Raw genomic sequence first — 23,086 nt, 5'->3', positions numbered from 1 at the left:
GAGTCGTTGCTCGTAGCGTCGTCACCAGAGGCATCCATCACGCCTCCCCCGACTCCAGGAGCAGAACGCACATGACGTCGTCCTACACCCCGTCAGAACTCGGCCGGCGCATCGGATCCGGCCTCCTCTCCTTCCCTGTCACCCACTTCACGGCCGACGACCACTCCTTCGACGAGGGTGCCTACCGGGACCACATCACGCGCCTGGCCGAGTACGAGGTGGGCGGCCTGTTCGCCGCGGGCGGCACCGGCGAGTTCTTCTCCCTGACCGGCGCCGAGGTCGAGCGCGTCGTCACCGCCGCCGTACAGAGCGCCCCCGAGGGAACGCCCATCCTGGCCCCGGCCGGATACGGCACACGCACGGCCGTCGCATACGCGCAGGCCGCCGAACGCGCGGGCGCCGACGGCATCCTGCTCTTCCCGCCGTACCTCACCGAGGCCGGACAGGAGGGTCTGGCCGACCACGTGGAGGCCGTGTGCCGCGCCACGTCGCTCGGCGTCATCGTCTACAGCCGCGCCAACGCCGTCTACACCGCGCCCACGCTCGCCCGGATCGCCGACCGCTGCCCCAACCTCATCGGCTACAAGGACGGCGTCGGCGACATCGACGCGATGACGCGGATCTACACCCGCCTCGGCGAGCGCCTCACCTACATCGGGGGTCTGCCCACCGCGGAGATGTTCGCCCTCCCCTACCTCGAACTCGGCGTCACCACCTACTCGTCGGCCATCTTCAACTTCCTGCCCGAGTTCGCCCTCGAGTTCTACGGCGCCGTCCGCGAGCGCGAGCACGACACCGTCATCAAGCTCCTCGACGACTTCGTCCTGCCGTACACCGAGATCCGCAACCGGCGGGCCGGCTACGCGGTGAGCATCGTGAAGGCCGGCATGACGGCGGTCGGCCACAGCGCGGGGCCGGTGCGCCCACCCTTGACCGACCTGACGCAGGACGAACTGGCCGAGCTCGCAGCGCTGGTCAACGACCGCCTCCCGCACACGACCTGACGCCCCCATCGGAGAGCCGGCCACCGGAGTAACGGGCCGGCCGGCCGGTTCACAGCTTGAACACCACTCCGCGCCACGTCCACCCCGCGCCGAGGACCGCGTCCTGCAACGGGACCTTCATCTCCGCGGGGTCGAAGCGGAACACCTCCGTCTTGTGCAGACGGCCGTCCGGCCCCCGCTGGACCTCCCACTGCCGGCTCACCGTGGTCACCTGCCCTCGGGAGTACTCACGTGACCGGGCCAGCCTGGGCGTGTCCCCGACCCACGTGACCTCCCACTGTTCGTCGAGTGCGCGCACTTCGTGGCTCTCCGCGTCCAGGCGCATCCTCGTCTTCAGGGTCCGGCTCAGCCGACTCCGCGAGAAGAACGTGCGCCAGGCCGGCTCCAGGACCCGCCACTCGGCGACGAGGTCGGCACGCTCGGCAGGGGTGCCGTTGCGTACGGCGTACGGCACGTCGGGCCCGTTGATCGCGAGCAGCGCGGCCCGGACTTCCGCGGCCGGGCACGGTATGACACCGGCGTCGGGATGCTTGGTGCCGGTCAGTTTGTCGAAGAGGCCCATCGGGTCAACCTACGGAGACACCGGCCGAACGGACAACCTCGCCGCCGACCTGCCCCATGCCCCGTATGCGCACCAACTAGCGTTCCGCGCCCGGTTTCCGCCGGCCCCGACAGAACCACCGGCCGACCTCCGCCGCGAGACCCAGCGCGAGTATCGAGCCCAGCGCCATTGCCACCAGAGCCTGCGAGACGGCTGTCGCATACAGGCCGACCTCGAAGAAGCCGACGGCGCCCAGACCGGGCAGCGCTGAGCCGACACCGAGCACCACGACCAGCCGACGTGTCCCGCCAGGCACCCAACGCCCCTGCGCCGCCCACGCCTTCACGCTCTCCCGGAACCAGAACAACGCCAGAGCCGCCACTTCGAGGCCGGTGACCACCACCGCCAGGACAAGATCGACCACCCAGCCCGTCATGCCCCCATGCTTACGCACCGACCGGATCCCAGCCTGAGTACGGATACTCAGGACCCTGCACGCAGGCGCGATTTTGCCGTCATTTTTGCATCCGACCGCACAACCATTTCATGAATGCCATTCGTGCGACCATGCGCAAAAAGAATTCGGGGAATGGTGGAACTGAGGGGCCGCGAGTGCAGTCTTATCCGGTGACCAGAAGCCCGCAGGATTCACTGCGGCACCGAATGACGGGGAAGGTTCCACCGACCATGCACGCTCGCACCCGCACCGCTCTCTTCGCCTCCGCCGCCATCGCGGCCACGCTCTCGCTCACCGCGATCACCCCGGCTCTGGCCGGCACGTCCGCCCACGCCACGGCCGTCGCCGCCGCCCCCGTACCGTCCCAGGGCGACCCGCGCAGCACCACCAACCGCGTCGCCGACTTCTACGGCGCGTACATCGACTCGATCTGGGACAACGAGGACCCGGCCGCCGGCGCCAACGCCAAGGCGCTGCGCTCCTTCTACCTGTCGGCGGCGGCGCAGAAGAAGGTCGCCGCGTTCGAGGCGAAGGAGCACGCCGACGGCATCCTGTTCGCGCAGAACGTGCCCGTGAAGTGGAAGGTCGACTACACGGGCTCCGGCGCGGGCCACGCGACCTCGCTCGTCACGCTCACCTGGAGCGACGGCGCCCACCCCGAGGTCACCAAGATCAAGGTCCAGTCGGACCTCCAGACCCGCAAGATCACCGACCTGGCGGCCGTCAACTAGCCCGCGCCGCACGGCGATGGCCCGTACCGAAGACGTCCGGTACGGGCCACGCGCATTTCCCTTTCAGTGGGGAATTCAAAAGCACTGCTGTCGATCGCAATTTCACGGACCGCGCTTCACTCTTCAGGTTCGACAGTATGAGTGTCCTGGAAATTCGGTCCGCTCTGAGGGGCGCGGCGGATGCGTGAAATTCATGACTGCTCGGCTACGCGCGGGCGCCCCAGGGCGCTCCGACCAAGTCAACCGGCTTGCGTTGTACTGACGTTGTGGATCCGGGGACTCATGCCGGCGTCGCCGTAGAGGCTGACCGAGCTCGACTCCCCGGCAGACGACAAAGGGCAAGGAGAGTGTCCACTCCCTTGCCCTCTTCAACATATAGCGCACAGGGGGCCTTGCGGCAAGGCCCCGGTCCTGGCGCAGAATGGCCGGCCTGGGCCAGGACCTGCGGAAATCGGGGATTCGCGAAGTGCCCGCACCTCCGTCGACGTACGGTCATGCGTGATCGTGTGCGCGTCGTCGGACTTCGCGGACCGCCCGGCCGTCAATCAACTCGTCACGTAGGGGATTTCATGATCGACGTCATCGTTGTGGGCTGCGGACCGACCGGCTTGATGCTGGCCAGTGAGCTGCGGCTGCACGACGTGAACGTGGTCGTGCTGGAGAAGCTGACCGAGCCGACCAAGGAGTCCCGCGGACAGGGCCTGCACGCGCGCAGCGTGGAGGTGATGGACCAGCGCGGCCTGCTGGACCGGTTCCTCGCGGTCAGTGAGAAGTTCAGCGTGGGCGGCCTCTTCGGCGGCATCGTCAAGCCGTGGCCGGACCAGTTGGACACCACGCACCCCTTCGGCGTCCAGGCCTCGCAGCCGGTCACCGAGCGGCTGCTCAACGAGCGTGCGCTCGAACTCGGGACCGAGATCCGGCGCGGGTGCGAAGTGGCCGGGGTGAGTCAGGACGAGGACGGCGTGACCGTCGCGTTGACGGACGGCACGCAGCTGCGCTCGCAGTTCCTCGTCGGGTGCGACGGCGGCCGCAGCGTGGTGCGCAAGCAGATCGGCGTCGACTTCCCCGGTGAACCCGCCACGATCGAGACGCTGCTGGGTGAAATGGCGGTGACCGAGGACCCGGCGACGATCGCCGCGGTCGTCGAGGAAGTCCGCAAGACCCAGTTGCGGTTCGGTCTCATCCCCCAGGGGGACGGGATGTATCGCGTCGGCGTGCCCGCCGCGGACGTGATCGAGGACCGTGCGACCCCGCCGACCCTCGACGATTTCAAGAAGCAGCTGCTTGCGACGGCCGGCACCGACTTCGGCGTGCACTCGCCGCGCTGGCTGTCCCGGTTCGGTGATGCCACCCGGCAGGCAGAGCGCTACCGGGTCGGACGGGTGTTCCTGGCCGGCGACGCGGCACACATCCACCCGCCGACCGGCGGGCAAGGGCTCAACCTCGGCGTCCAGGACGCCTTCAACCTCGGCTGGAAACTGGCGGCCGCGGTCAACGGCTGGGCGCCGGAAGGGCTGTTGGACAGCTACCACGTCGAGCGGCACCCGGTCGGCGCCCGCGTGCTGGACAACACCCGTGCGCAGATGACCCTGTTGGGGACCGATCCGGGCGCGACAGCTCTCCGGGAGCTGTTCTCGAAACTGATGGACTTCGAGGAGGTGAACCGGTACGTGACCGGGATCATCACCGCGGTCGGGGTCAGCTACGACTTCGGCGAGGGCCACGAGCTGCTCGGCCGTCGGATGCGGGACGTCGAGCTGAAGCAGGGGCGCCTCTACGAGCTGATGCACGACGGCCGCGGGCTGCTCCTCGACCCGACGGGCAGCCTCTCGGTGAAGGGCTGGGCGGACCGGGTCGACCACGTCGTCGACGCCGGCGAGGATCTGGACGTTCCCGCGGTGCTGCTGCGGCCGGACGGTCACGTGGCCTGGGTCGGTGAGGATCAGCAGGATCTGCTCGGCCACTTGCCCAAGTGGTTCGGCTCGGCTGCCGGTTGAGCGTGCGAGGGCCCCTGCAGAGTCTGCGAAGCAGGGGCCCCGTCCCTCGCGAGACGCCTGGCCAGTTCCCCGGCCTCCAGGCCGAACGCACCGGCAAGGACCTCAACGCCCAACTGGTCGAGCCCGGCGAGATGAACACCAGCCCCCGGCAGGAGTCCGCGTGAACCACCCCCCGCTCCACGGCTCATGACCTACCCGTCGCTGCCCGAGGTGTCGGGGAACGAGTGGTGCTCGTGCGCCACCGTCCAGCGTCCCTCTTGCTTGCGCAGCCCGAGCGTCAGGCGCAGGCGGTTCTCCGGTTGCCCGGCCAGGTCGGCCGGTGTTCCGCAGTGCAGCAGCGCGTGGGCGTAGGCGACATCGTCGCCGGCGGTGACGTCGAGAGACACGATGTCGAACACGGCCCCTTGCGCCTGCCACTCGAAGAACGGCGGCCACGTCTCGCGGTAGGCGTCGAGGCCGCGTACGCCGTCGTGGGGCGGCGGTACGTCGAACATCACGATGTCGTCGGCGTGGTCGGCCAGGACGCCCTTCATGTCGCCCGCGTGCACCGCCGCGGCCCATCGCTCGACCAGGGCCCGGATCTGCCGCTCGTCGTCCGTCATGGCCGGCTCACCGTCCTTTCGACGCGCGGCGGCGCGCCTCTCGGTCGCCGCGTCCCCACGCCCCGTAGGTCTCTCCCCCCACGCTCATACGCTAGCTCCGTTCGCATGCGCCCGGGCCCTGCGCTCGGTGACGAACCCGGCCGTCACGACCAGTACGCCGGCGGTCACACCGAACGCGGCGGTGAGGCCGTTCAGCCACGCGTAACCGCTGCTGCTGGGGTACGTGGTTCCGTCGTCCAGCACGCAGTCGAAGCGCAGCGGCACGTAGGAGGTCCGGTGCCCGACCAGGTGCTGGAGGGTGCTGTCGTCCACGTCGGCGTCGCGGCACGCGGGTGCCGGTGACGAGGAGGCGCCGCTCTCCGACTCGTGCGCGGACAGCTGCACCGCGCCGAGCCCGAGCACGTACAGGCCGACCGCCGCTGCCGCCGCCATCGCGGCACACCATCGCACCAGATCCTGTGACCAATCCGCCCGGCGGCCGGGAAGTGCGGCGGAGACGAGCTTGACGACCACCGCCACGACCCAGACGGGGATCGCGAGCAGAGCGGGCAGTGCCAGAAAGACGAACACGGGCCAGGCACCCTTCACAGGCGTTCGGCGCGGGCGAGTTCATGGAGCGGAGCTCGGCCGCCTTGACCGGAGTAGACCTTCGAAGGCCTCAACAGGTTGTGGTCGTCGCCCGATCGTCACGGGTTCGCGCTCCCCAGGGTGGGACTCCCAGTACCAGGTGGATCCGCGCCGGGCGGTGCACAGTGGAGTCATGGCGACCACGGAGTTCGGGCACACGGTGCGGCGCTGGCGCGACCGGGTCTCGCCGGAGGCGGCCGGGCTGCCCGTCGGCGGCGCCCGGCGCGCGCCGGGGCTGCGCCGCGAGGAGCTCGCCATGCTGGCCGGTATCTCCGTCGACTACGTGACCCGCCTCGAACAGGGCCGCGCGACCAACCCCTCGGAACAGGTCGTCGAGGCGCTGGGCCGGGCGTTGCGCGTGTCCGCGAGCGAGCGCGAGCACCTGTTCCACCTGGCCGGACTCGTGCCGCCCGGGCAGGGCACGGTGCCCGCCTTCATCACGCCGAGCGTCCAGCGGATGCTGGACCGGCTGACCGGGACGCCCGTCGCGGTCTCCGACGCCACCTGGACGCTGCTGCTGGCCAATCCCCTGTACACGGCGTTGATGGGTGAGCGGCACGGCGACGAGCGCAACGCGGTGTGGCGCAACTTCCTCGGCGCGGCCGGCCGCGTCCGTCACTCGCCGGAGTCCCTGCGCGCCCTCGAGACCGCGCAGGTGTCCGACCTGCGTGCGGCGGCCGGCCGCTATCCGCAGGACCAGCGGCTGCGGCGGCTGATCGCCCAGCTGCGTGCGAACAGTGACCGCTTCGCCGAGCTGTGGGACTCCGGAGCCGTCGGACAGGCGGAGGCGTCACGCAAGACCATCGATCATCCCGAGGTGGGCGCCCTGACGCTGGACTGCGACATCCTCAGCGTCGCGGGCACCGGCCTGCGCATCATCATCTACACGGCCGAGCCCGGCACCCAGGACGCCGAACGCCTCGCGCTCCTCGGCGTCATCGGCACCCAGACACTCGCCGGACAGCAGTCCCGCGCTCAGTGGCCGTAGGGCGGCTCGAAGCAGCCGGTCTCCATGTACGGGCCATTGACCTTGACCCCGTAGTTCGTCTCCTGCACGAACGCCGTGACGCACGCGTCGGCGCGGACGCGAAGGCCGACCTGTGCGCCCTCGGGCGTGACGTAGTGGTCGGTCTCGTAGCGCGCGTCCATCCCCCGTACGCCGAGGGTCCCGCCGGCCCGTTCGCCCGCACCGCCGCTCCCCTCCTCCGTGTACCCGAGCTTGAGGAGAGCCGCGCGGACGCTCTCGGGGTCCCACTCCTTCTGTCCCCAGAGCCGCTTGAGCACGGGCTCGATGCGGGCGGCTTCCCGCCGCGCGGCCTTCTCGCCGGCGGGCGACATGTCGCCGGTGCGGCGGTAGGTGTTGTTGTCGCCGTTGTGCGGAGCGCCGTCGACGACTCCGGGCCCCACGTACGGGGAAGCGGAGGGAGACGTCATGGTGGGAGAAGGCGGGGGAGGCGGGCTGGAACGCGCGAGGGAGGTCGGCAGTCCGGCCGCCGTGTCCGTGGCGCGCTCCCCGCCGCAGCCGGTCAGCGCCACGGCGGGAGCGCTCAGCAGGAGTACCAATGAGGCGCAACGTCTGCGGCGCGGCGTCGTCAAGATCAGCATGGGCAAGACTCTGCCATCGCGGGGCAGGCCATGGAGGCCCGCCGAGTCATGTCGTCCGCCGAAGCGTGACACCGTGTCCGTGGCGTGCGCCGGCTCTCAACCGGCGGTGGACCGGTACGCCGTCGGCGGGGTTCCGTACCTGCCGCGGAAGGCGTGGCTGAAGTGGAAGGGCCCGGCGAATCCCGAGGCCGCGGCCACCTGGGCCACGGTGAGTTCGGTACTGGTCAGCAGGCACGCCGCATGGCGCAGCCGCGCCTCCCGCAGGGCCCGCATCGGCGTGGAGCCGGTCTCCTCGGCGAAGAGGTGGGCGAACCGCGAGGGTGACAGGGCCACCGCCGCGGCAAGGGAGTCGACGGTGTGCGCGGCTGCCGGGTCGGCGTCGATCAGGGCCTGGGCGCGGCGCACGCGCGCGTCGCCGGGGCCGGTGGCGCCGGACGGGGAGGTGGCGAGCAGCAGGGCGCGTTCGAGGGAACCCAGGGCCAGCGCGGCGGCGTCCGGTCCCGTCGCCACCGAGGCCGGCGCGGTGCGCCGGGTGGCGCTCACCGGGCGGGGCGGAGCCCCCGTGCCGGTCCAGCGGCTGTCGGCGTGCGCCTGCCGCAGCGCCGCGGAGACGCCGGTACGCGCTCCGGGGTGGACGTCGGGCATCACGTGGCAGCCGCTGCCGAGGTCGTACGGGCGCAGGCGCTGCTCCCAGCCAGGGCGCAGCAGGAAGTGGGCCCACCACAGCCCCCAGTGCTCGGTGTCCGGCGCTGTCCGGTACGCGTGATGCACGCCCGGCGCGAGCAGCACCAGGCTCCCGGGGCCCGCGGTCGTTTCGGCGCCGCCCTGGCGGACGTGACCGGCACCGGACTCCGTCCACAGCAGGAGCCAGCTCGGGGCGCCGGCCGTCCTGCGGACCGCGTAGTCGGGCCGCCCGTCGTGGCGGCCGACGATCAGGACACCCGGGGGCGGCGCAGCAGTTTCACGAAGGTCTGTGACGGACACGCGCATAGCCTGGCACACCAGGACGCTTCTACGGTCGTCGCATGAACACAGTCGACATCTCGGCCTTCCGGTCCTCGGGCTACGCGATCGCCCGCCGTCTCCTGTCACGCGAAGAGGTGGCCGCGCTCAGCGCCGGTTTCATGGAATACCCCCAACGAGGCTCAGTACCAGGGCACTTCCAGCCGTCGGCACAGGATCCCGACGGCCCGCACGATCCGCTGCGCGAGTACCCGCGGATCATGCACCCGCACCTGATCGACGACACCGCCATGCGTTACCTGCTCGACCCGAGGATCACCGCGACCGTCGCCGAGCTGATCGAGGAGGAACCGATAGCAGCACAGAGCATGCTGTACTTCAAACCGCCCGGCGCGCGCGGGCAGGCGTTGCACCAGGACAACTTCTATCTGCGGGTCGAGCCGGGCACCTGTGTCGCGGCCTGGGTGGCGCTCGACCACGTGGACCGCGACAACGGGGGGCTCGAAGTCGTCCCGGGCACCCATCTCATGGACCTCTTCTGTCCCGAGGAGGCCGACCCTGACACGTATTTCACGAGGGAGTACGTGCCGCCGCCGGCCGGCCTCGCCCGCGTGCCCGTCGACATGGAGCCGGGCGACGTCCTCTTCTTCAACGGCAGCCTGGTCCACGGCTCCGAGCCCAACACGACCACGGACCGGTTCCGCCGCAGCTTCGTGTGCCACTACGCCCCGCGTTCGGCCCGCCGCATCGCCCGCCACTACCGCACGTTCACGCTGGAGGGCCAGGAGGTCTTCCTGGCCGAGGCGGAGGGGGGCGGACCCTGCGGTACGGAGTTCCCGGTCACGTCGCCGCACTAGGTCCCCGGTCTCACCCGCCCCGGGGCATGCCTCGTATGGCATCGGGCGGCGTGCCGCCGGAGGTCGGGCGTGGTGAGCTGGCCCCGGAACAGGCCGCCGGCACGGCGGGCGGGGGAACCTGGCCCATTGGCCGGCACGTAGGCGTCCCCGACGCGCCGCTCACACGCCCGCGCCGGAGGACCGCCATGCTGGCTCTTCGCATCGCACGGGTCTTCGACGGCCGCGCTGTCGTCGAGGGCGCCGGGGTCGTCTTCGTGGACGGTGGGCGGATCGTCGGCGTCGAGCCGTCCTGGTTCGGGATCCCGACGGGCGTCGAGGTCCTCGACCGGCCGTCGGGCACGCTCCTTCCCGGCCTCGTCGACGCGCACGTCCATCTCGTCGGTGACGGCGCACCGGGGGCGTTGGAGCGGCCCGGCGCGCTGTCCCAGGACGACCTGTTCAGCACGATCGAGCGGTCCCTGCGGATCCAGCTGGCGGCCGGTGTCACGACGGTGCGCGACCTCGGGGACGTGGCGTGGTCGGTCGTGGACTGGCGCGCGCGTCGTCCCCGTCCCGACCTGCCCACCGTGGTGGCGTCGGGGCCGCCCCTCACGAGCCGGGCCGGGTACTGCCGGCACATGGATGGTGGGGCGTCCGGGAGTGACGAGCTGCGCGCGGCCGTCCGGGAGCGGGCCGAGCGCGGCGCCGACGTCGTGAAGATCATGGCCGGGGGCGGCATGCCGTCGACCCCCGGATCCGCTGTCGACCAGGGCCGGTTCACGGCCGAGGAGCTCGCGCTCGTCGTCAGGCGGGCGCACGCCGTGGGACTGCCCGTCACCGCTCACGCGCACGCCCTGGTGTCGATCCGGGACGCGATCGCCGCCGGCGTCGACGGGATCGAGCACTGCACGTTCCTCGCCTCCGACAGCGTGCACGTGCCCGAGGAGGCCATCGCGGCCCTGGCCGCCCAGGGCATCGTGGTGTGCCCGACGCTCGGCCATGCGCCGGGTGCCGGGCCTGCTCCGCAGCTCAAAGAGCGCACGTACGAAGCGGGCCCGGCCCATGACGCGTTGCGCCGGCGGGTCGTCCGTGCGCATCTGGCGGGCGTCACGATCGTCTCCGGGACGGACGGAGGCATCGGCCCGGACACACCGCACGGCGGCCTGCCCCGGGCCGTCATGGACCTGGTGTCGGGCGGCATGGCCGCGGCCGACGCCCTCGCCTCCGCGACGTCGGTGGCGGCGAGGGCCTGCGGTCTGGGTGACCGCAAGGGACGCGTCCGGACCGGCTACGACGCCGATCTCGTCGTCGTCGACGGCGACCCCTTCACCGACATGGCGGCCCTGACCCGTCTCGACGTCACGGTCCTGGGCGGACAGGTGCTCAGTTCCCGCTCCTGACCCCCAACGCCCTTCCCAGGACCGGTGCCAGGGCTTCGGCGTAGCCCTCGGCCACATGGCTCTCGTCCCGGTAGACGAAGGTGTCGTACACCGCGACGGGACAGTCGCCGTGCGTGGTGCACAGCCAGGGCGACGGGTCGATCACGGCGACGCCGGTCGAACGTGCCGCTGCCTTCGTGGCGTTCCTGCGGGTCACGTCGTGCAGCGCCTCGGGCACGCGGACCGAGCAGTCCCGCAGGTGGAGGGGGTGGATGGCAGCGCAGTCGAGCGCGTCCTCGCGGGGCCAGGGCGTGTCGAGGAGCGCGACGACCCGGGCGTCGGACCGCGCGAGCCGGCGGAACGTCCGGACGTAGCCGTCGGTCCATCCGGCGAGCGGATCGCGCATCGTCTTCGCCGGGGTGCCCGCGTCGGAGGAGGACACGAGCACGAGGGAGGGACGGAGCTTCTCGATCCGCGCGAGCGCGTCGGCTCGCCAGCGGTCACACGTCGTGTAGGGGCGGTGGGCGTTGAGCGTGGTGACCGTCGCCGCCTTGCAGGAGGCCTTGGTCATCGATAGCAGCCTCCAGTGGTGCTGCACGGCAAGGGCGTTGAGCGCCGGGAACCACTGGGCCGCGTGGGAGTCGCCGAAGAGGACGACGACGTGTTTCGAGGACCGGTCTCCGTACACGCACATGGGCACGCTCGTGCCGGCGTAGTTCTGGTGGCACCCGTCCCGGTACACGGCCGACCGTACGTCCGTGATCCCCGTCAGCGGCGGCGTGAGGTTGTCCGGCAGGCGGGTGCCGGTCGTGTCGAGGGCCTGCGTGAGGCGTGCGCCGGGGTCGGGTGCCGAGGCGAGGGCGTCCTTGAGTACGGGGGCGGGCTCGCCGGAGCTGATCGACGGCGGGAAGGAGGCCGCGACCAGCGCGGTGGACGCGGTGAGGGCGCTCAGGGCGAGGCCGAGCCGCAGCCCTCGGCCAGGGCGGCCGCGCAGGGCCCGGTGGAAGCGCACCGGGTTCTCGACCAGGCGCAGGGTCAGCCAGGCCGGGAGCAGCGCGGCCGCGCCGAGGGCGAGCTCCAGGTGTGTGCCGGCAGGCCGGTCCAGCGCTTTCGGCCCGATGACCAGGAACGGCCAGTGCCACAGGTACCAGCTGTACGACAGGCCGCCGAGCCAGGTCACCGGCCGTGCGGTGAGCATCCGGCGCGCTGCCGGCCACGCGGACGAGGTGCCTCCGACGAGGACGAGAACCGCGCCGATGACCGGTACCGCCGCGGCCGTTCCCGGGAAGGGCGTGTCGGCGTCGAAGCGCAGCGCGGCGCCGATCACGCACGCGAGGCCGGCCCATGTCATCGCCACGGCCACGCCGTCGGGCAGGCGCGGAGGCCGGAGCAGGGCGAGCGCGACCAGCGCTCCGGCGCCCAGCTCCCAGGCGCGGGTGTGCGAACCGAAGTACGCCCAAGGTGCGGACCGCCCGGTCACGTGGACGCTCAGTCCGAACGACATCACGCACAGCGCCACCAGGGGGATCGCCAGGAGCGCGCGGCGCCGCCGGGACAGCCGCCATCCCAGTACCAGGAGCAGCGGCCAGAGCAGGTAGAACTGCTCCTCGACGGCCAGCGACCAGAAGTGCTGGAACGGGGACGGAGGGCTGCCTTCCGCGAGGTAGTCGGTGCCTGTGGCCGCCAGACGGAAGTTGACGGCGTACAGGGCGCTGGCGAACGCGTCGCTCATGTACTCGGCGAAGCGGACCTTCGACAGGAACAGCCACGATCCGGCGAGGGTCACCAGGACGACGAGGGCCGAGGCGGGGAGCAGGCGCAGTGCCCTGCGGGCGTAGAACGCACGGATCGATATGCGGTCCGAGGCGGACAGTTCGCGCAGGAGCGAGGACGTGATGAGGAAGCCCGAGATCACGAAGAAGACGTCGACCCCGACGTAGCCGCCGCTGAACCGGGTGACCCCGGCGTGGCCCAGGACCACCAGCGTGACGGCGAGGGCCCGGAGCCCCTGGATGTCCGGGCGCTGCGCAGGTCCGGAGTGTGTCGCGCCGGGCGGCGGCGAGGTGCGCCCGGAGCCGGGCGCGGGCTTCTGTTCCACCGTCCCTGAAGACGGCGCGGCGGGATCGGTCGCTGTCTGTCCGGTGTACGTTCTTGCGCGGTTTCCGGCGTATGGAGTCCTGGTCACGTCCGGGACTGTCCGGTCGGCCCCTCGTGTTGCGGCCACGCGCCTGTCTTTTTGAGCGCTCAACTAGGTGTTCACCGTCAGGGCGTCTCCGCGTGGTTCGGTGTTGCGCCGGCACCCGGCACCATGGCGTGGCTCACGCAACGGCTGCCGCGAAACGGAGACATGCGGTCATGGAGGACTCACTGCGCGCCCGGATCAGGGCGGGCGACGCCGACGCCTTCGCGGAGCTCTTCGACGACACCTCCCCCGAGGTGCACCGCATGGCCCTGCGGGCGACGGGCGACTGGGCGCAGGCCGAGGACGTCGTCTCGCTCACCTTCCTGGAGATATGGCGGCTCCGGCAGACGGTGCGCCGCGAGGACGCCCCGCTGCGGCCCTTCGTCCTGGGTGTCGGCCTGAACGTCCTGCGCAACCAGTCCCGTTCGGCCCGCCGTCACCGTGCGGCCCTGGCCAGGCTGCCCGCCCGCGAGCACCTGCCGGACTTCGCGGACGAGGTGGTCGACCGCATGGCGGACGCCGAACAGGTCGCCGCCGCCCGCACGGCGCTGGACGGGCTGAACCGCGCCGAGCGCGACGTCGTCCTGCTGTGCGGCTGGTCGGAGCTCGGCTCCGAGGCCGCCGCGAAGATTCTGGGCGTGGCACCGGGCACGGTCCGCTCACGCCTGTCACGGGCGAGGGCGCGGCTGCGGGCGTCCGTCGACGCGTAGCCCGCGAAGGCCGGTTCAGAGCGCGACGGAGGGCCAGTCGAGGAGACGCGCTCCGATCACCGCGGTCTGCAGCGTGTAGCGGTGGACCGGGTCGGAGGGGTCGGCACCGGTCAGCTGGTGGATACGTTCCAGGCGGTACGTGAGGGCGCGCACGCTCAGCGACAGCCGTCGGGCCGCCTCGGCGCCGACGCAGCCCGCGTCGAAGTAGGCGGTGAGCGTGTCGAGAAGGGGCTGCGCTCCCCCGCGGGCGTCGCGCATCGGGCCCAGCACGCTGTGCACGAGGTCGGCCATCGCCTGGCGGTCGCGGGTGAGGACCGGGTAGACGAGAAGGTCGGCGGCCCGCAGGACCGGCGCGTCGAGTTCCAGACGTTCGGCGAGGTTCAGGGCGTTGAGCGCTTCCTCGTACGACTGGACGACGCCACCCGCGCCCGGCTGCGGGCGCCCGATGGCCACCTGGCACCCGTCGGTGGCCGCGTAGGCCTGCTTGGCGAAGAACGCGAGCACCTCGTCCTGGTCGCCCGGGGCGACACAGACGAGACGGCCGTCCTTGGTGGTCAGCAGGATGCTGCGGTCCCCGAAGCGGCCGATGAGCGCGCGCTCCACCTCTCGCAGAACCGCGTCTCCCTCGTCGTACGCGACGGTTCCCTGCGCGACGGCCACCGCGTGCGCGAACGACAGGCGCAACCCGAAGTGCTCGGCGCGCTGGGCGAGCAGGCCGAGGTCACTGCGCCCGTACAGCAGGTCGTCGATGAATTCCCGGCGTGCGGCCTCCTCCTGGCGTACGGCGGCGCGCTGCGCCCTTTCGTACCCCTCGGCGAACGCGTCGACGGCCTGCGCGACGGCGGCGAGCACGCTGTCGGGCGACACCGCGGTGGCCGGCCAGTGCGTGCGCGTCGCGTCCAGGTGTGCGCCGACCAGGGCGCGCAGGCCGTGGCCCGCCTCGGCGGCGCGCTCGCCCACGGCGCGGCGGGATTCGAGTTCGTCACGCGTCAGACGCCGTCCGGTGGCAGCGACCGCGGCGAGGATACGGACGTAACCGTCGAGAGATACGTCGGGTATGCCCTGGTCCGCCACGTTCGCCCCTGGAATCTTGATGAGTCGTTGTCGCCTTTTTAGCGCAGGTCCAAGGGCGTTGTGCCAGGGGGCCGAGGGTTACGTCCGCTACGCGGGCCGGCCCGTCTCCCTCTCGTACTCCGCATCCGCGGCCTGCCGCAGCGCGCGGTAGTGGTCGAGGACCTGCGGATCGCCGGCCCGTTCGGCGGCCGCCCGCGCCGCGTCGAGGACTCCGTCCATCCACAGCCGCGGAATCCCCTCCAAGTGCCGGTCGGCGACCGCGAGCCACCGTCGGGCTGTCGCGTCGTCGGGCGCGAGCGGAACGAGGAGGAAGCACTCTTTGACGAAGAGCCGCCACAGCCCTTGCCGCGTCCCTTGCTTGTCGGGCGGAAGGTGGCCGGCGGCCTCTTCGAGCGTGCCCCATGCGCCCGAGGCGTCGTCGGCCCGCCGTTGCAGCCGGGCAAGGGTGAGCAGGTTTCCGGCCCTCTCCCCCGGCCATGACGCGTCACTGATCCCGACGGCCTCGCGCTGCACGTCAACTGCTTCGGCAAGAAAGCCGAGTTGGGCGAGGTGGAACTGCAGGGCGTTCAGCACGTCTCCGGTACGTGGCTGGCCCGCGGCCCACTGCGTCATGAAGAGGCGCGACGCCTCGCGCTCCCGGAGGCGCGCGGCATGGTGGGCCCAGTCCTTGAGGCTCTCGTCGGCCGGGGAGGACGGGAACCGAGCGCGCTGCTCGTCGAGCCACTCGTCAACTGCCGTGTCGGTGTAGCGGGTTGAACCCGGTTCCGAGTCCGACGCGATGTCGCCGAGGAGGCGGTCTCGATCGGGGTGTCCACTGGCCCGTACCGCCTCGACAGCCGCCGCGACACCACCGGTCAGCAGGTGGTGGATGCGATAGCCGAGGCCCGTGTCGAAGCTGATGTTCTTGGCGCTCCAGTGCAGCCACAGATCCTCCACCCGCCTCTGCTCTGCGACCAGAAACCCCGCGAGCAACAAGTCGGGCGCCAGACCCCAGGGGACGGCTTCCCGGTAGAAGGTGATCTGTTGCTGGAGGAGGAAACGCAGGAGCGGCAGGTCCTGGGGGCGGTGGTCGTATTGGAGCGCCCACAGCACTCCGAAGCGGGCGGCGTAGTTGCGGTCGGTCACGCGACCGTCGCCGGTGCGCTCCGCGGCGAAGGCCAGGGCATGCCAGGTCTCCGGATCCCGCCGAGCCCGCTCGAGGTCGCGTCTCGGCCCACGCAGCAGCCGCTCCTGCTCGGCGGCCACACTCACCGTCATCGACTCCCCCTCACCGACCAGGGCCACGGACAGCCGAACCCGGGCTCCCCCACCCCCACCGGCACCGGGACGGCGAGCGGCAGGTGGGGCGCGAGCCGGGGCAGCCACTCGGACTTCTTCGCGGCCTGTCCGATGACGCCCGCACTCCGAGGAAGACGTACGGAGAGTTCGTCACCGAGCCGGTAGATCACGTGATCCGATCCGGCCGGGTCCACCAACTTCAGCGGCAGTCCCGCCCATTGGGGAAAGTCCCTGTCGACCAGACGCCGAACGAGAGCCTCGCCGATCGCGGGGCGGGCATCCGCGGAGTCCGTCGTCGCCAAGTGCAGCTCCTCGCACGGCCCGCCTCAGCGGCAGGCGTTCCGAGCCATCACAGCCGTTCGCCGTCGCACCCGTCCACCGGATTTCACCCGCGTCCCCACCCCCGCCAGGCCCCTATCGCCCCTCCGGGTTCGGCAGTCGCGCCTCGATGCCGTCGAGCAGGAACGTCAGACTGAGGGCGAACTGCTCGTCCATGTCGGGCCCGGACGGTTCCTCCATCCATCGCGCCAGCAGTTCGTGCCCGCCCTGCTCCGCCACTCCCCTGACCGCACCGACCGCCGCGGCCAGCCGCTCCGGGGTGTCGATGCCCAGTCGGCGGCGCATGGCGTGTTCCTCGGCCTCCTGCTGTGCGCCGCCGAAGACATGGCGGTCGAGCAGGGCGGCGTACGCGACGGCCTCGCCCAGGGCGGCGCCCCGGCCGACGAGCACTCGCAGCTGGAACTCGGTGCGGCGCAGCATATGGGGCCCCAGTGGGGGGCGGGTCGGGACGAGCTGCGCGAACCACAGGTGTCTCTTCGCCATGGCCCAGCTCTCCACGGCGATCCCCCGCAGGTCGGCGCGCCAGTCGGGGCCCGGCTCCGCGGGCACGGGAACCTCCGCGGTGGCGGCGTCGAGCATCAGGTCGACGAGTCCGTCCTTGCTCATCACGTGGCGGTACAGGGCCATCGGCGTGTACGGCCCGAGGCGTCGGGCGACCGCGGCCATGGTCAGGGCCTCCGCTCCGCCCTCGTCCGCGACGGCCGTCGCGGCCCGCACGATGTCGTCCCGCTCCAGCGGGCTCTGCCGGCGCTTCGGCGGCTCGGCACGGGTCCAGATCAAGGGCGTACCGAACTCTCCGGCCGCCGTCCGCTCGTCCTTCATGGTTGTAGTTTATGTCATCAGCTAGAGTTTATGACATAAACGTAAGCGTGAGGAGAACGTCATGGAGCCAACCGCCGCACCCGCCGGGATCCGGCTCGGGATCGTCCGGGGGATCAGCTACGGCATGTTCGGCAAGCCGGATCCCTTCGTCCCGCAGATCCGGGCACTGGGCGGTTCACTGGTGCGTGTCTACGTCTACTGGGGACAGGTCGAGCCGGAACCCGGTCACTACGACTGGACCGTGGTGGACGCGATCCTCGACCAGTTGGACCCGGCCGACGAGGCATGGATCACGGTCTGTTCGAGCTCGCCCTGGGCCACCCGGAACCCCTCGGCGTTCCTGCCGTCGTCCCCGGCGCATGACACCGCGCAGTACGCGCGCTTCGTGAGCCACCTCGTGACCCGCTGCAGGGGCCGTATCGACTACTGGCAGTGCAACAACGAGCCGAGCAATACGGGCCTCCTCTGGGACGGCACCGCGCCCGAGTACGTCGAGCAGCTGACGGCCTTCACGCGCGCGGTGCGTGACGCCGACCCCGGCGCGCGGAGCGTCCTCGGCGGCTGCGGCTACGACGTGCTGTCGACCCCGCCCGGAAGCGAGGAGCGCGCCTTCTTCGACCACGTCGTGGAGCACGGGCGCGACGCGTTCGACCTCTTCTCCGTGCACCTGTACGGCGACCCGCACGACATCCCGGAACACGTGGAGTCCGTGCGCGCGATGATGCGCCGGCACGGCTACGAACGGCCTGTGGTGGCCGGCGAGTACAACGGGCCGACCCTTTTCGAGTTCCCCGAGGCCCAGGCCGTCTTCCAGCAGGAGATGATGGCGGCGTTCACGTCCCCCACCACCGGTGCGCAGGCGGAGCCGCCGGACCGCGCCACCATGCGGGCGCTGTACGCCCGGGAGGCCGAACTCCCCGACTCGCTGCGGATGTTCCTCGAGGACTGCCCTCCGGAACTCGCCGCACGCAGGGACCGGATCAACTGCCGCCAGGTCGTGACCCGCAACGTTCTCGCCCTGGCCGCCGGCGTGACCCGCACCGTGTGCTGGAACCTCGCGCCCGAGATCCCCGGCTACAGCGACCGGCTGAACATGATGGGTTTCCTGTTCGGCAAGCTCGCCCTGCTCGACTACGACGGACCGGAGCCGGCCGTACGCCACCCGTCGGCCGACGCGTTCGCCCGCCTGGCCGGACATCTGGACGGCGCCGACGGCCTGCGCCGCCTCGCGGGCGGGGACCGCCCGGACCTGTACGTCTTCGAGGTGTCGCGGCCCGGGCGCGGTCCTCTGGAGGTCGTGTGGACGGCAGGGGACGTGTTCACCGGCGAGGACGAGCCGCCCACGCGGATCGAACGCCCCTGGCCGCATGCGGAGGCTCACGCCGTCGACGCGTTCGGGGCCGTCGTGCCGGTGACGCGTGACGGGGCGCTGGTCCGCTTCCCGGTGTCCGTGACTCCCGTCTTCCTGTCCGCCGGGCCGTCGACGACCCGGTGAACGCACCGCTCGGCCGCCGCACGGAAGCCGCCGGTTCAGGCATGCGAGGATCGCCCGATGACGACTCAAGGCAGCGGCGGCCCCGCCGAGTACGTACGTTTCCAGGCGGTCACGCCGAACGAGCGCGGACACTTCACGGGCGTGTTCGGTCTGGTCAACCGGCTCGGCCGCGCGGGCAGGCTCAGCGAGGAGCAGGAGCACTTCCGGCGCGAGAACAACGCCTGGTACGACCGCGCGTACCCCGACCCCTCGAACGTGGACCCGACGGTCTACGACCCGGCGGTCAACCCCACCGCCACCGCCTGGTTCAAGCCGACGGCAACGCACCTCATCGAGCGCGTCGACGGCTACCTGGAGATCCTCGCCGCACACGGAGTCGAATGCCGGATGGTCCGGTCCACCGACCCGGGCCACGTCATCTACGAGGACGACGTCCAGGTCGTCGTGACGCGACGCGAACCCCGCCCCGTAAGCTGACCGGCCGTGGGAGACGCAATGGATGACCTCGTCCCGCTCGACTGGGATCAGGTCGAGGCGCGCGCGGCGCGCGGTGACACTTCGTATCTGCGGGAGTTGGGGGCGCGGCTCGCCGACCGGCGCGAGGCCGCCGCCGAGCAGGCGCGGGAGTACGGACGCCACGTGGCCCATGTCGTACGCGTACTTGCTCTCACCCGCGGACGTGACAGCCTGTCGCAGTTGCTCCGGCTCCTCGACGAGAAGCAGGCGTCGACCGGCCTCCACCCCCGCTTCGTCGCCTCGCTCCTCGCCGAGCACCATGAGCCCGCCGACCTGGCGGCCGTCGTGTTCGACCGTCCCCGCACGGACCGCCTCGACGAGCTGCGGGGCTGTCTCTTCCACGAGTTGATCCTTCGCGGCGTGGACATCGACGACTTCCGGCCGCTGCGCACCTGGACGATCGTCCGGCCGGGCTGGTCCGCCCTCGCGTGGCTGCCGGATCAGCTCCGCGACATGGAGTCCGCCGTCGACTTCCCGAGCCGCTCACTGCGCGGCTCCGCGAGAGGTGGCGGGTCGGGCCTGCCGACCGAGCGCCGGATGGATCCGCCCACACCACGCACGTCCCGGCGTTCCGCCCTTCAGGACGTCGCCACCACGGCCGTGCACACGAGCATCGTCGCCGCCCCGGAGGCCGGGGAGTGGGGTGACCACGGGGCGTGGGTCTTCCGCCTCGACGAGGCCATCGCGCCGGAGCAGGTGCCGGCTCTCCTCCCGACCCTTCCCATGCCCTGCGTCGACGGGCTCGGCCCCACGGCGCGCTTCGAGATCGCGGCCCGCCCGGTGGACGAGATCTGGCGGCTGCTGTTCGCCACGGCGTCGATGGGCGGCATGTACGGCGAGGGTGTGCACGGTGCCTACGGACGGCTCTGGACCTGGCGTTCGCTGGCGGGCCTCAGCGGTACCGCCGAGGGCGCGAGTGCCGAGGACGTCGAACGCCACGCGAGCCAGAGCACGTGGTTCCACTTCGAGGCCGACGCGGAGTGGTTCCACAACGACGCCTGCGCCGACTTCGGCATCGCCGCGCTCTCGCCCGACCGTCGCCGGCTCGCCGTCCTCGCCGCGACGGACACCGACTGATACGGACACCGACCGACCAGGCGCCACCAGGGCGTGACGCCGGGCGCGGCACCTTGTCAGATCTCCGGTTCGACCCACTGGTCCAGGAAGTCGTCGCCGACGTCCGGTGCGGCTTCCGGCTCTCCGGCGTGCGGGGACAGCTCGGCCCAGATCACCTTGCCGCGCGGCGAATAGCGCGTACCCCAGCGTTCGGCGTAGTGGGCCACGAGGAACAGACCTCGTCCGCCCTCGTCGGTGGTGGCAGCCCGGCGCAGATGGGGTGCGGTGCTGCTGCCGTCGGAGACCTCGCAGATGAGGTTGCGGTCGTACAGCAGGCGGACCTTGACGGGCTGGGTGCCGTAGCGGATGGCGTTGGTGATGAGCTCGCTGAGGACGAGCTCGGTGGTGAACGCGATCCCGTCCAGGCCCCACGTTTCGAGCTGACGCAGGCACGCGGAGCGTACGGGGGCTACGGCCGCCGGGTCGGAAGGCACCTCCCATTCGGCGACTCGGCCGGGGTCGAGGCGCCGGGTGCGCGCCACCATCAGCGCGACGTCGTCGTCGGGCCGTTCCGGCATCACCGCGCCGAGGACCTCCGTGCAGGTCTCCTGCGGTGTGCGGTCCGCGCCGTGGGAGAGGGCGGCGCGCAGCATCTCGATGCCCGTGTCGAAGTCGCGGTGGCGGTCCTCGATCAAACCGTCCGTGTACAGCACGAGTTGGGACCCTTCGGGCAGGAGCAGTTCGAGGGTCTCCATCGGCAGGCTGTCGCCGAGCCCGAGCGGCGGGGACACGGGTACGTCGAGGAAGGTGACGGTGCCGTCGGGGAGGACCACCGCCGGTCCGGGGTGGCCGGACGAAGCGATCGTCACGTGTCCGGTGACCGCGTCGTAGATCGCGTACAGGCAGGTCGCCCCGACGATGACCGCGCCGTCGCCCTCGCCCTCGCCCTCGCGTGCCACGTCGGCGTCGATGCGGGCGACCTGATCGTCGAGGTGGCTCAGGAGTTCGTCGGGGGCCAGGTCGAGGGACGAGAAGTTGTGCACGGCGGTGCGCAGCTGCCCCATCGTGGCCGCCGCACGTACGCCGTGCCCGACGACGTCGCCGACGACGAGGGCGACGCGGGCGCCGGGCAGCGGGATGAGGTCGAACCAGTCGCCGCCGGCCCCCGCCTCGGCGGGCAGGTACCGGTGGGCGACCTGGAGCGCGCACTGCTCGGGGAGCGAGCCGGGCAGCAGGCTGCGTTGCAGGGTGACGGCCATGGCGTGTTCGCGGGTGAAGCGGCGGGCGTTGTCGATCGCCACGGCGGCGCGTGCCGCCAGCTCCTCGGCGGTCGACAGGTCCTCCGACTCGAAGGTCCCGGTGCTCTCCATCCGCCAGAAGTTCGCGAGGCCGAGGACGACGCCGCGTGCGCTCAGAGGCACGCTGATCAGTGAACGGGTGCCGTACTCAAGAATCCGTCGGGCCCGCTCGGGGTCCTGCATGCGCCAGGCACCCACCGCTCCCAGATCGGCCTCGAGTACCGCGCGGCCGGTGCTCATGGACCTCGCCATCGGCGTCGAGGGGACGAACCGGATCAGTTCGCCGACCGGGTAGAACACGTCCTCGCGCTCGACGCCCATGACCGCCGTGCGGCGCATTTCGGCGGTGTCTTCGCTGGGCTCGCCGCCCCGCATGACGCCGTCCAGGAGTTCGACGCTGACGACGTCGGCGAAGCGGGGGACGGCGACCTGGGCCAGCTCCTCCGCGGTGCGTACGACGTCCAGGGTCGTGCCGATGCGCACGCCTGCGTCGTACAGGAGTTGCAGGCGTTCCCTGGCCGCCTGTGCCCTGCCCGCGAGGGCCCGCAGCTCGGTGGAGTCCCGCAGGGTCACCGCGTTGCCGGCGGGCCCGCCGAACAGGGCGGTCGACCGCACGTTCACCGCGAGCAGGCGGTCGCCCGCGCGGTGCACCTCGTCGGTCACGACACGCTCGGTGACGAGGAGTTCGGCCATGTGCGGGGGGAGGCCGAGCTCCGCGACGGCTCGGCCTTCCGCGCCCGGGGGCAGTCCGAGGAGCCGTTTCGCCTCGTCGTTGGCGAGCAGCAGGTGGCCGTCCCCGCTGGTGATGAGCACGCCTTCCTTCACGGCGTGCAGGACCGCGTCATGGTGCTCGTACATGCGCGAGAGCTGGGCGGGGTCCAGGCCGTGGGTCTGGCGCCGCACTCTCTTGCTCACGAGGACCGAACCTGCCGTCACGACGAGTAGCGCGCCCACGGCCGACCCCACGAGCAAGGGCACTCTGTCCGACACCCCGGCGTTCACGTGTCCCACGGTGATCCCGACGCCCACGAGGCCGACGACGGAGCCGTCGGTGTCCTTGACCGGGACGGTCGTGTTCACGGCGGGGCCGACGGAGGTCTTGAAGGTGCTGGTGACCGTACGGCCGGCGAGCGCGGGCGCGAACGAGCCGATCACATGCTTGCCGATCAGATGCGGATCGGGGTGGGACCAGCGAATGCCCTTCGGGCTGAACGTCACGACGTAGTCGACACCCGTTGCCTTGCGGGTCGCCTCCGAGGCGGGCTGGAGCACGGCGCCGGGGTCGGCGGACTTCATGGCGGCCAGCGTGCCCGGCGAGTGGGCGAACGCCTCGGCGGTCGCGACCGAGCGGTGAGCGGCCTCCTTCATGGCGGAGTCCCTGGCCTGGAGCACGAGTGCCGTGCCGGCCGCGACGACGAGCAGCACGGTCAGTGTCAGCTGCAGCAGAAACACCTGGCCTGCGACGCTGTGCACGCTGACGAGGGAGCGGAGGCTCTGTCCCCAGGAGGGCCGTGGCTCCCCGGAAACTGCGCCCTCCTGTCGGGCGACAGGCCGCCCGAGGGACTGCGTCATAT

Annotated in this window: 21 protein-coding genes and 1 pseudogene; 10 read left to right on the top strand and 12 right to left on the bottom strand. The window is 71.4% G+C overall.

The window, feature by feature from the left end:
- Positions 1 to 71 precede the first annotated feature (71 nt).
- Complete coding sequence (kdgD, locus tag LGI35_RS40505; RefSeq protein WP_227299414.1) at positions 72 to 1,004, top strand: 5-dehydro-4-deoxyglucarate dehydratase; 933 nt, start codon at positions 72 to 74, stop codon at positions 1,002 to 1,004.
- Positions 1,005 to 1,053: 49 nt separating this feature from the next.
- Here kdgD and LGI35_RS40500 read toward each other — a convergent pair whose 3' ends face one another.
- Both LGI35_RS40500 and LGI35_RS40495 read right to left on the bottom strand, forming a co-directional pair.
- On the bottom strand, positions 1,054 to 1,566 hold the full coding sequence (locus LGI35_RS40500) for a hypothetical protein (protein ID WP_227299413.1): 513 nt from the start codon (positions 1,564 to 1,566) through the stop codon (positions 1,054 to 1,056).
- 76 nt (positions 1,567 to 1,642) lie between these two features.
- Positions 1,643 to 1,981, bottom strand: coding sequence for a DUF6234 family protein (locus tag LGI35_RS40495; protein WP_227299412.1), 339 nt, complete (start codon positions 1,979 to 1,981; stop codon positions 1,643 to 1,645).
- A 251-nt stretch (positions 1,982 to 2,232) separates the two neighbouring features.
- Between LGI35_RS40495 and LGI35_RS40490 the strand changes: the two genes are divergently transcribed.
- Positions 2,233 to 2,733, top strand: coding sequence for a hypothetical protein (locus LGI35_RS40490; protein WP_227299411.1), 501 nt, complete (start codon positions 2,233 to 2,235; stop codon positions 2,731 to 2,733).
- A 569-nt stretch (positions 2,734 to 3,302) separates the two neighbouring features.
- Positions 3,303 to 4,730 (top strand): rifampin monooxygenase, encoded by a 1,428-nt coding sequence (rox, locus tag LGI35_RS40485; RefSeq protein ID WP_227299410.1) that lies wholly within the window; start codon positions 3,303 to 3,305, stop codon positions 4,728 to 4,730.
- Between the two features lie 191 nt (positions 4,731 to 4,921).
- Here the strand turns inward: rox and LGI35_RS40480 are convergent, their stop codons facing one another.
- On the bottom strand, positions 4,922 to 5,332 hold the full coding sequence (locus LGI35_RS40480) for a YybH family protein (protein ID WP_227299409.1): 411 nt from the start codon (positions 5,330 to 5,332) through the stop codon (positions 4,922 to 4,924).
- An 84-nt stretch (positions 5,333 to 5,416) separates the two neighbouring features.
- On the bottom strand, positions 5,417 to 5,902 hold the full coding sequence (locus LGI35_RS40475) for a hypothetical protein (protein WP_227299408.1): 486 nt from the start codon (positions 5,900 to 5,902) through the stop codon (positions 5,417 to 5,419).
- A 190-nt stretch (positions 5,903 to 6,092) separates the two neighbouring features.
- On the opposite strand from LGI35_RS40475, the gene LGI35_RS40470 reads away from it, so the two are divergent.
- Positions 6,093 to 6,947 (top strand): helix-turn-helix transcriptional regulator, encoded by an 855-nt coding sequence (locus LGI35_RS40470; protein ID WP_227299407.1) that lies wholly within the window; start codon positions 6,093 to 6,095, stop codon positions 6,945 to 6,947.
- Here LGI35_RS40470 and LGI35_RS40465 read toward each other — a convergent pair.
- Positions 6,935 to 7,564, bottom strand: coding sequence for a hypothetical protein (locus LGI35_RS40465; RefSeq protein ID WP_227299406.1), 630 nt, complete (start codon positions 7,562 to 7,564; stop codon positions 6,935 to 6,937). The two genes, LGI35_RS40470 and LGI35_RS40465, sit on opposite strands and share 13 nt — an antisense overlap.
- A gap of 96 nt (positions 7,565 to 7,660) precedes the next feature.
- Positions 7,661 to 8,554, bottom strand: a complete 894-nt coding sequence (locus tag LGI35_RS40460; protein WP_227299405.1) for a helix-turn-helix domain-containing protein — start codon at positions 8,552 to 8,554, stop codon at positions 7,661 to 7,663.
- 35 nt (positions 8,555 to 8,589) lie between these two features.
- On the opposite strand from LGI35_RS40460, the gene LGI35_RS40455 reads away from it, so the two are divergent.
- Positions 8,590 to 9,384, top strand: a complete 795-nt coding sequence (locus LGI35_RS40455) for a phytanoyl-CoA dioxygenase family protein (RefSeq protein ID WP_227299404.1) — start codon at positions 8,590 to 8,592, stop codon at positions 9,382 to 9,384.
- A 185-nt stretch (positions 9,385 to 9,569) separates the two neighbouring features.
- Positions 9,570 to 10,763: an amidohydrolase family protein gene (locus LGI35_RS40450; protein ID WP_227299403.1), complete on the top strand. Its 1,194-nt coding sequence runs from the start codon at positions 9,570 to 9,572 to the stop codon at positions 10,761 to 10,763.
- Here the strand turns inward: LGI35_RS40450 and LGI35_RS40445 are convergent.
- Positions 10,747 to 12,927 (bottom strand): acyltransferase family protein, encoded by a 2,181-nt coding sequence (locus LGI35_RS40445; protein ID WP_227299402.1) that lies wholly within the window; start codon positions 12,925 to 12,927, stop codon positions 10,747 to 10,749. The two genes, LGI35_RS40450 and LGI35_RS40445, sit on opposite strands and share 17 nt — an antisense overlap.
- A gap of 170 nt (positions 12,928 to 13,097) precedes the next feature.
- Between LGI35_RS40445 and LGI35_RS40440 the strand changes: the two genes are divergently transcribed.
- Positions 13,098 to 13,634: an RNA polymerase sigma factor gene (locus LGI35_RS40440; protein WP_341483477.1), complete on the top strand. Its 537-nt coding sequence runs from the start codon at positions 13,098 to 13,100 to the stop codon at positions 13,632 to 13,634.
- Between the two features lie 15 nt (positions 13,635 to 13,649).
- Here the strand turns inward: LGI35_RS40440 and LGI35_RS40435 are convergent, their stop codons facing one another.
- The 4 genes and pseudogenes from LGI35_RS40435 to LGI35_RS40420 form a co-directional block, all read right to left on the bottom strand.
- Entirely contained in the window at positions 13,650 to 14,708 is a 1,059-nt protein-coding gene (locus LGI35_RS40435; RefSeq protein ID WP_227299401.1) for a PucR family transcriptional regulator, read from the bottom strand.
- Between the two features lie 87 nt (positions 14,709 to 14,795).
- Positions 14,796 to 15,965: a hypothetical protein gene (locus tag LGI35_RS40430; RefSeq protein ID WP_227299400.1), complete on the bottom strand. Its 1,170-nt coding sequence runs from the start codon at positions 15,963 to 15,965 to the stop codon at positions 14,796 to 14,798.
- Between the two features lie 11 nt (positions 15,966 to 15,976).
- A pseudogene (locus tag LGI35_RS40425) lies at positions 15,977 to 16,288 on the bottom strand (phosphotransferase); the annotation flags it as partial.
- 112 nt (positions 16,289 to 16,400) lie between these two features.
- Positions 16,401 to 17,147, bottom strand: a complete 747-nt coding sequence (locus LGI35_RS40420; RefSeq protein WP_227299399.1) for a TetR/AcrR family transcriptional regulator — start codon at positions 17,145 to 17,147, stop codon at positions 16,401 to 16,403.
- 61 nt (positions 17,148 to 17,208) lie between these two features.
- Here LGI35_RS40420 and LGI35_RS40415 point away from each other — a divergent pair, with 61 nt between their 5' ends.
- The 3 genes from LGI35_RS40415 to LGI35_RS40405 are packed head-to-tail and all read left to right on the top strand — an operon-like array spanning position 17,209 to position 20,235.
- Complete coding sequence (locus tag LGI35_RS40415; protein ID WP_227299398.1) at positions 17,209 to 18,642, top strand: glycoside hydrolase family protein; 1,434 nt, start codon at positions 17,209 to 17,211, stop codon at positions 18,640 to 18,642.
- Positions 18,643 to 18,699: 57 nt separating this feature from the next.
- Positions 18,700 to 19,119, top strand: a complete 420-nt coding sequence (locus tag LGI35_RS40410; protein WP_227299397.1) for a hypothetical protein — start codon at positions 18,700 to 18,702, stop codon at positions 19,117 to 19,119.
- A gap of 18 nt (positions 19,120 to 19,137) precedes the next feature.
- Positions 19,138 to 20,235 (top strand): DUF6183 family protein, encoded by a 1,098-nt coding sequence (locus LGI35_RS40405; protein ID WP_227299396.1) that lies wholly within the window; start codon positions 19,138 to 19,140, stop codon positions 20,233 to 20,235.
- A 56-nt stretch (positions 20,236 to 20,291) separates the two neighbouring features.
- Here LGI35_RS40405 and LGI35_RS40400 read toward each other — a convergent pair whose 3' ends face one another.
- Complete coding sequence (locus LGI35_RS40400) at positions 20,292 to 23,084, bottom strand: SpoIIE family protein phosphatase (protein WP_376570057.1); 2,793 nt, start codon at positions 23,082 to 23,084, stop codon at positions 20,292 to 20,294.
- Positions 23,085 to 23,086: the final 2 nt, after the last annotated feature.

The sequence above is a fragment of the Streptomyces longhuiensis genome (assembly GCF_020616555.1).
Classification (GTDB): Bacteria; Actinomycetota; Actinomycetes; order Streptomycetales; family Streptomycetaceae; genus Streptomyces; species Streptomyces longhuiensis.
Note: the sequence above shows the minus strand (reverse complement) of the source record. Positions and strands in the feature narration are given on the sequence as shown.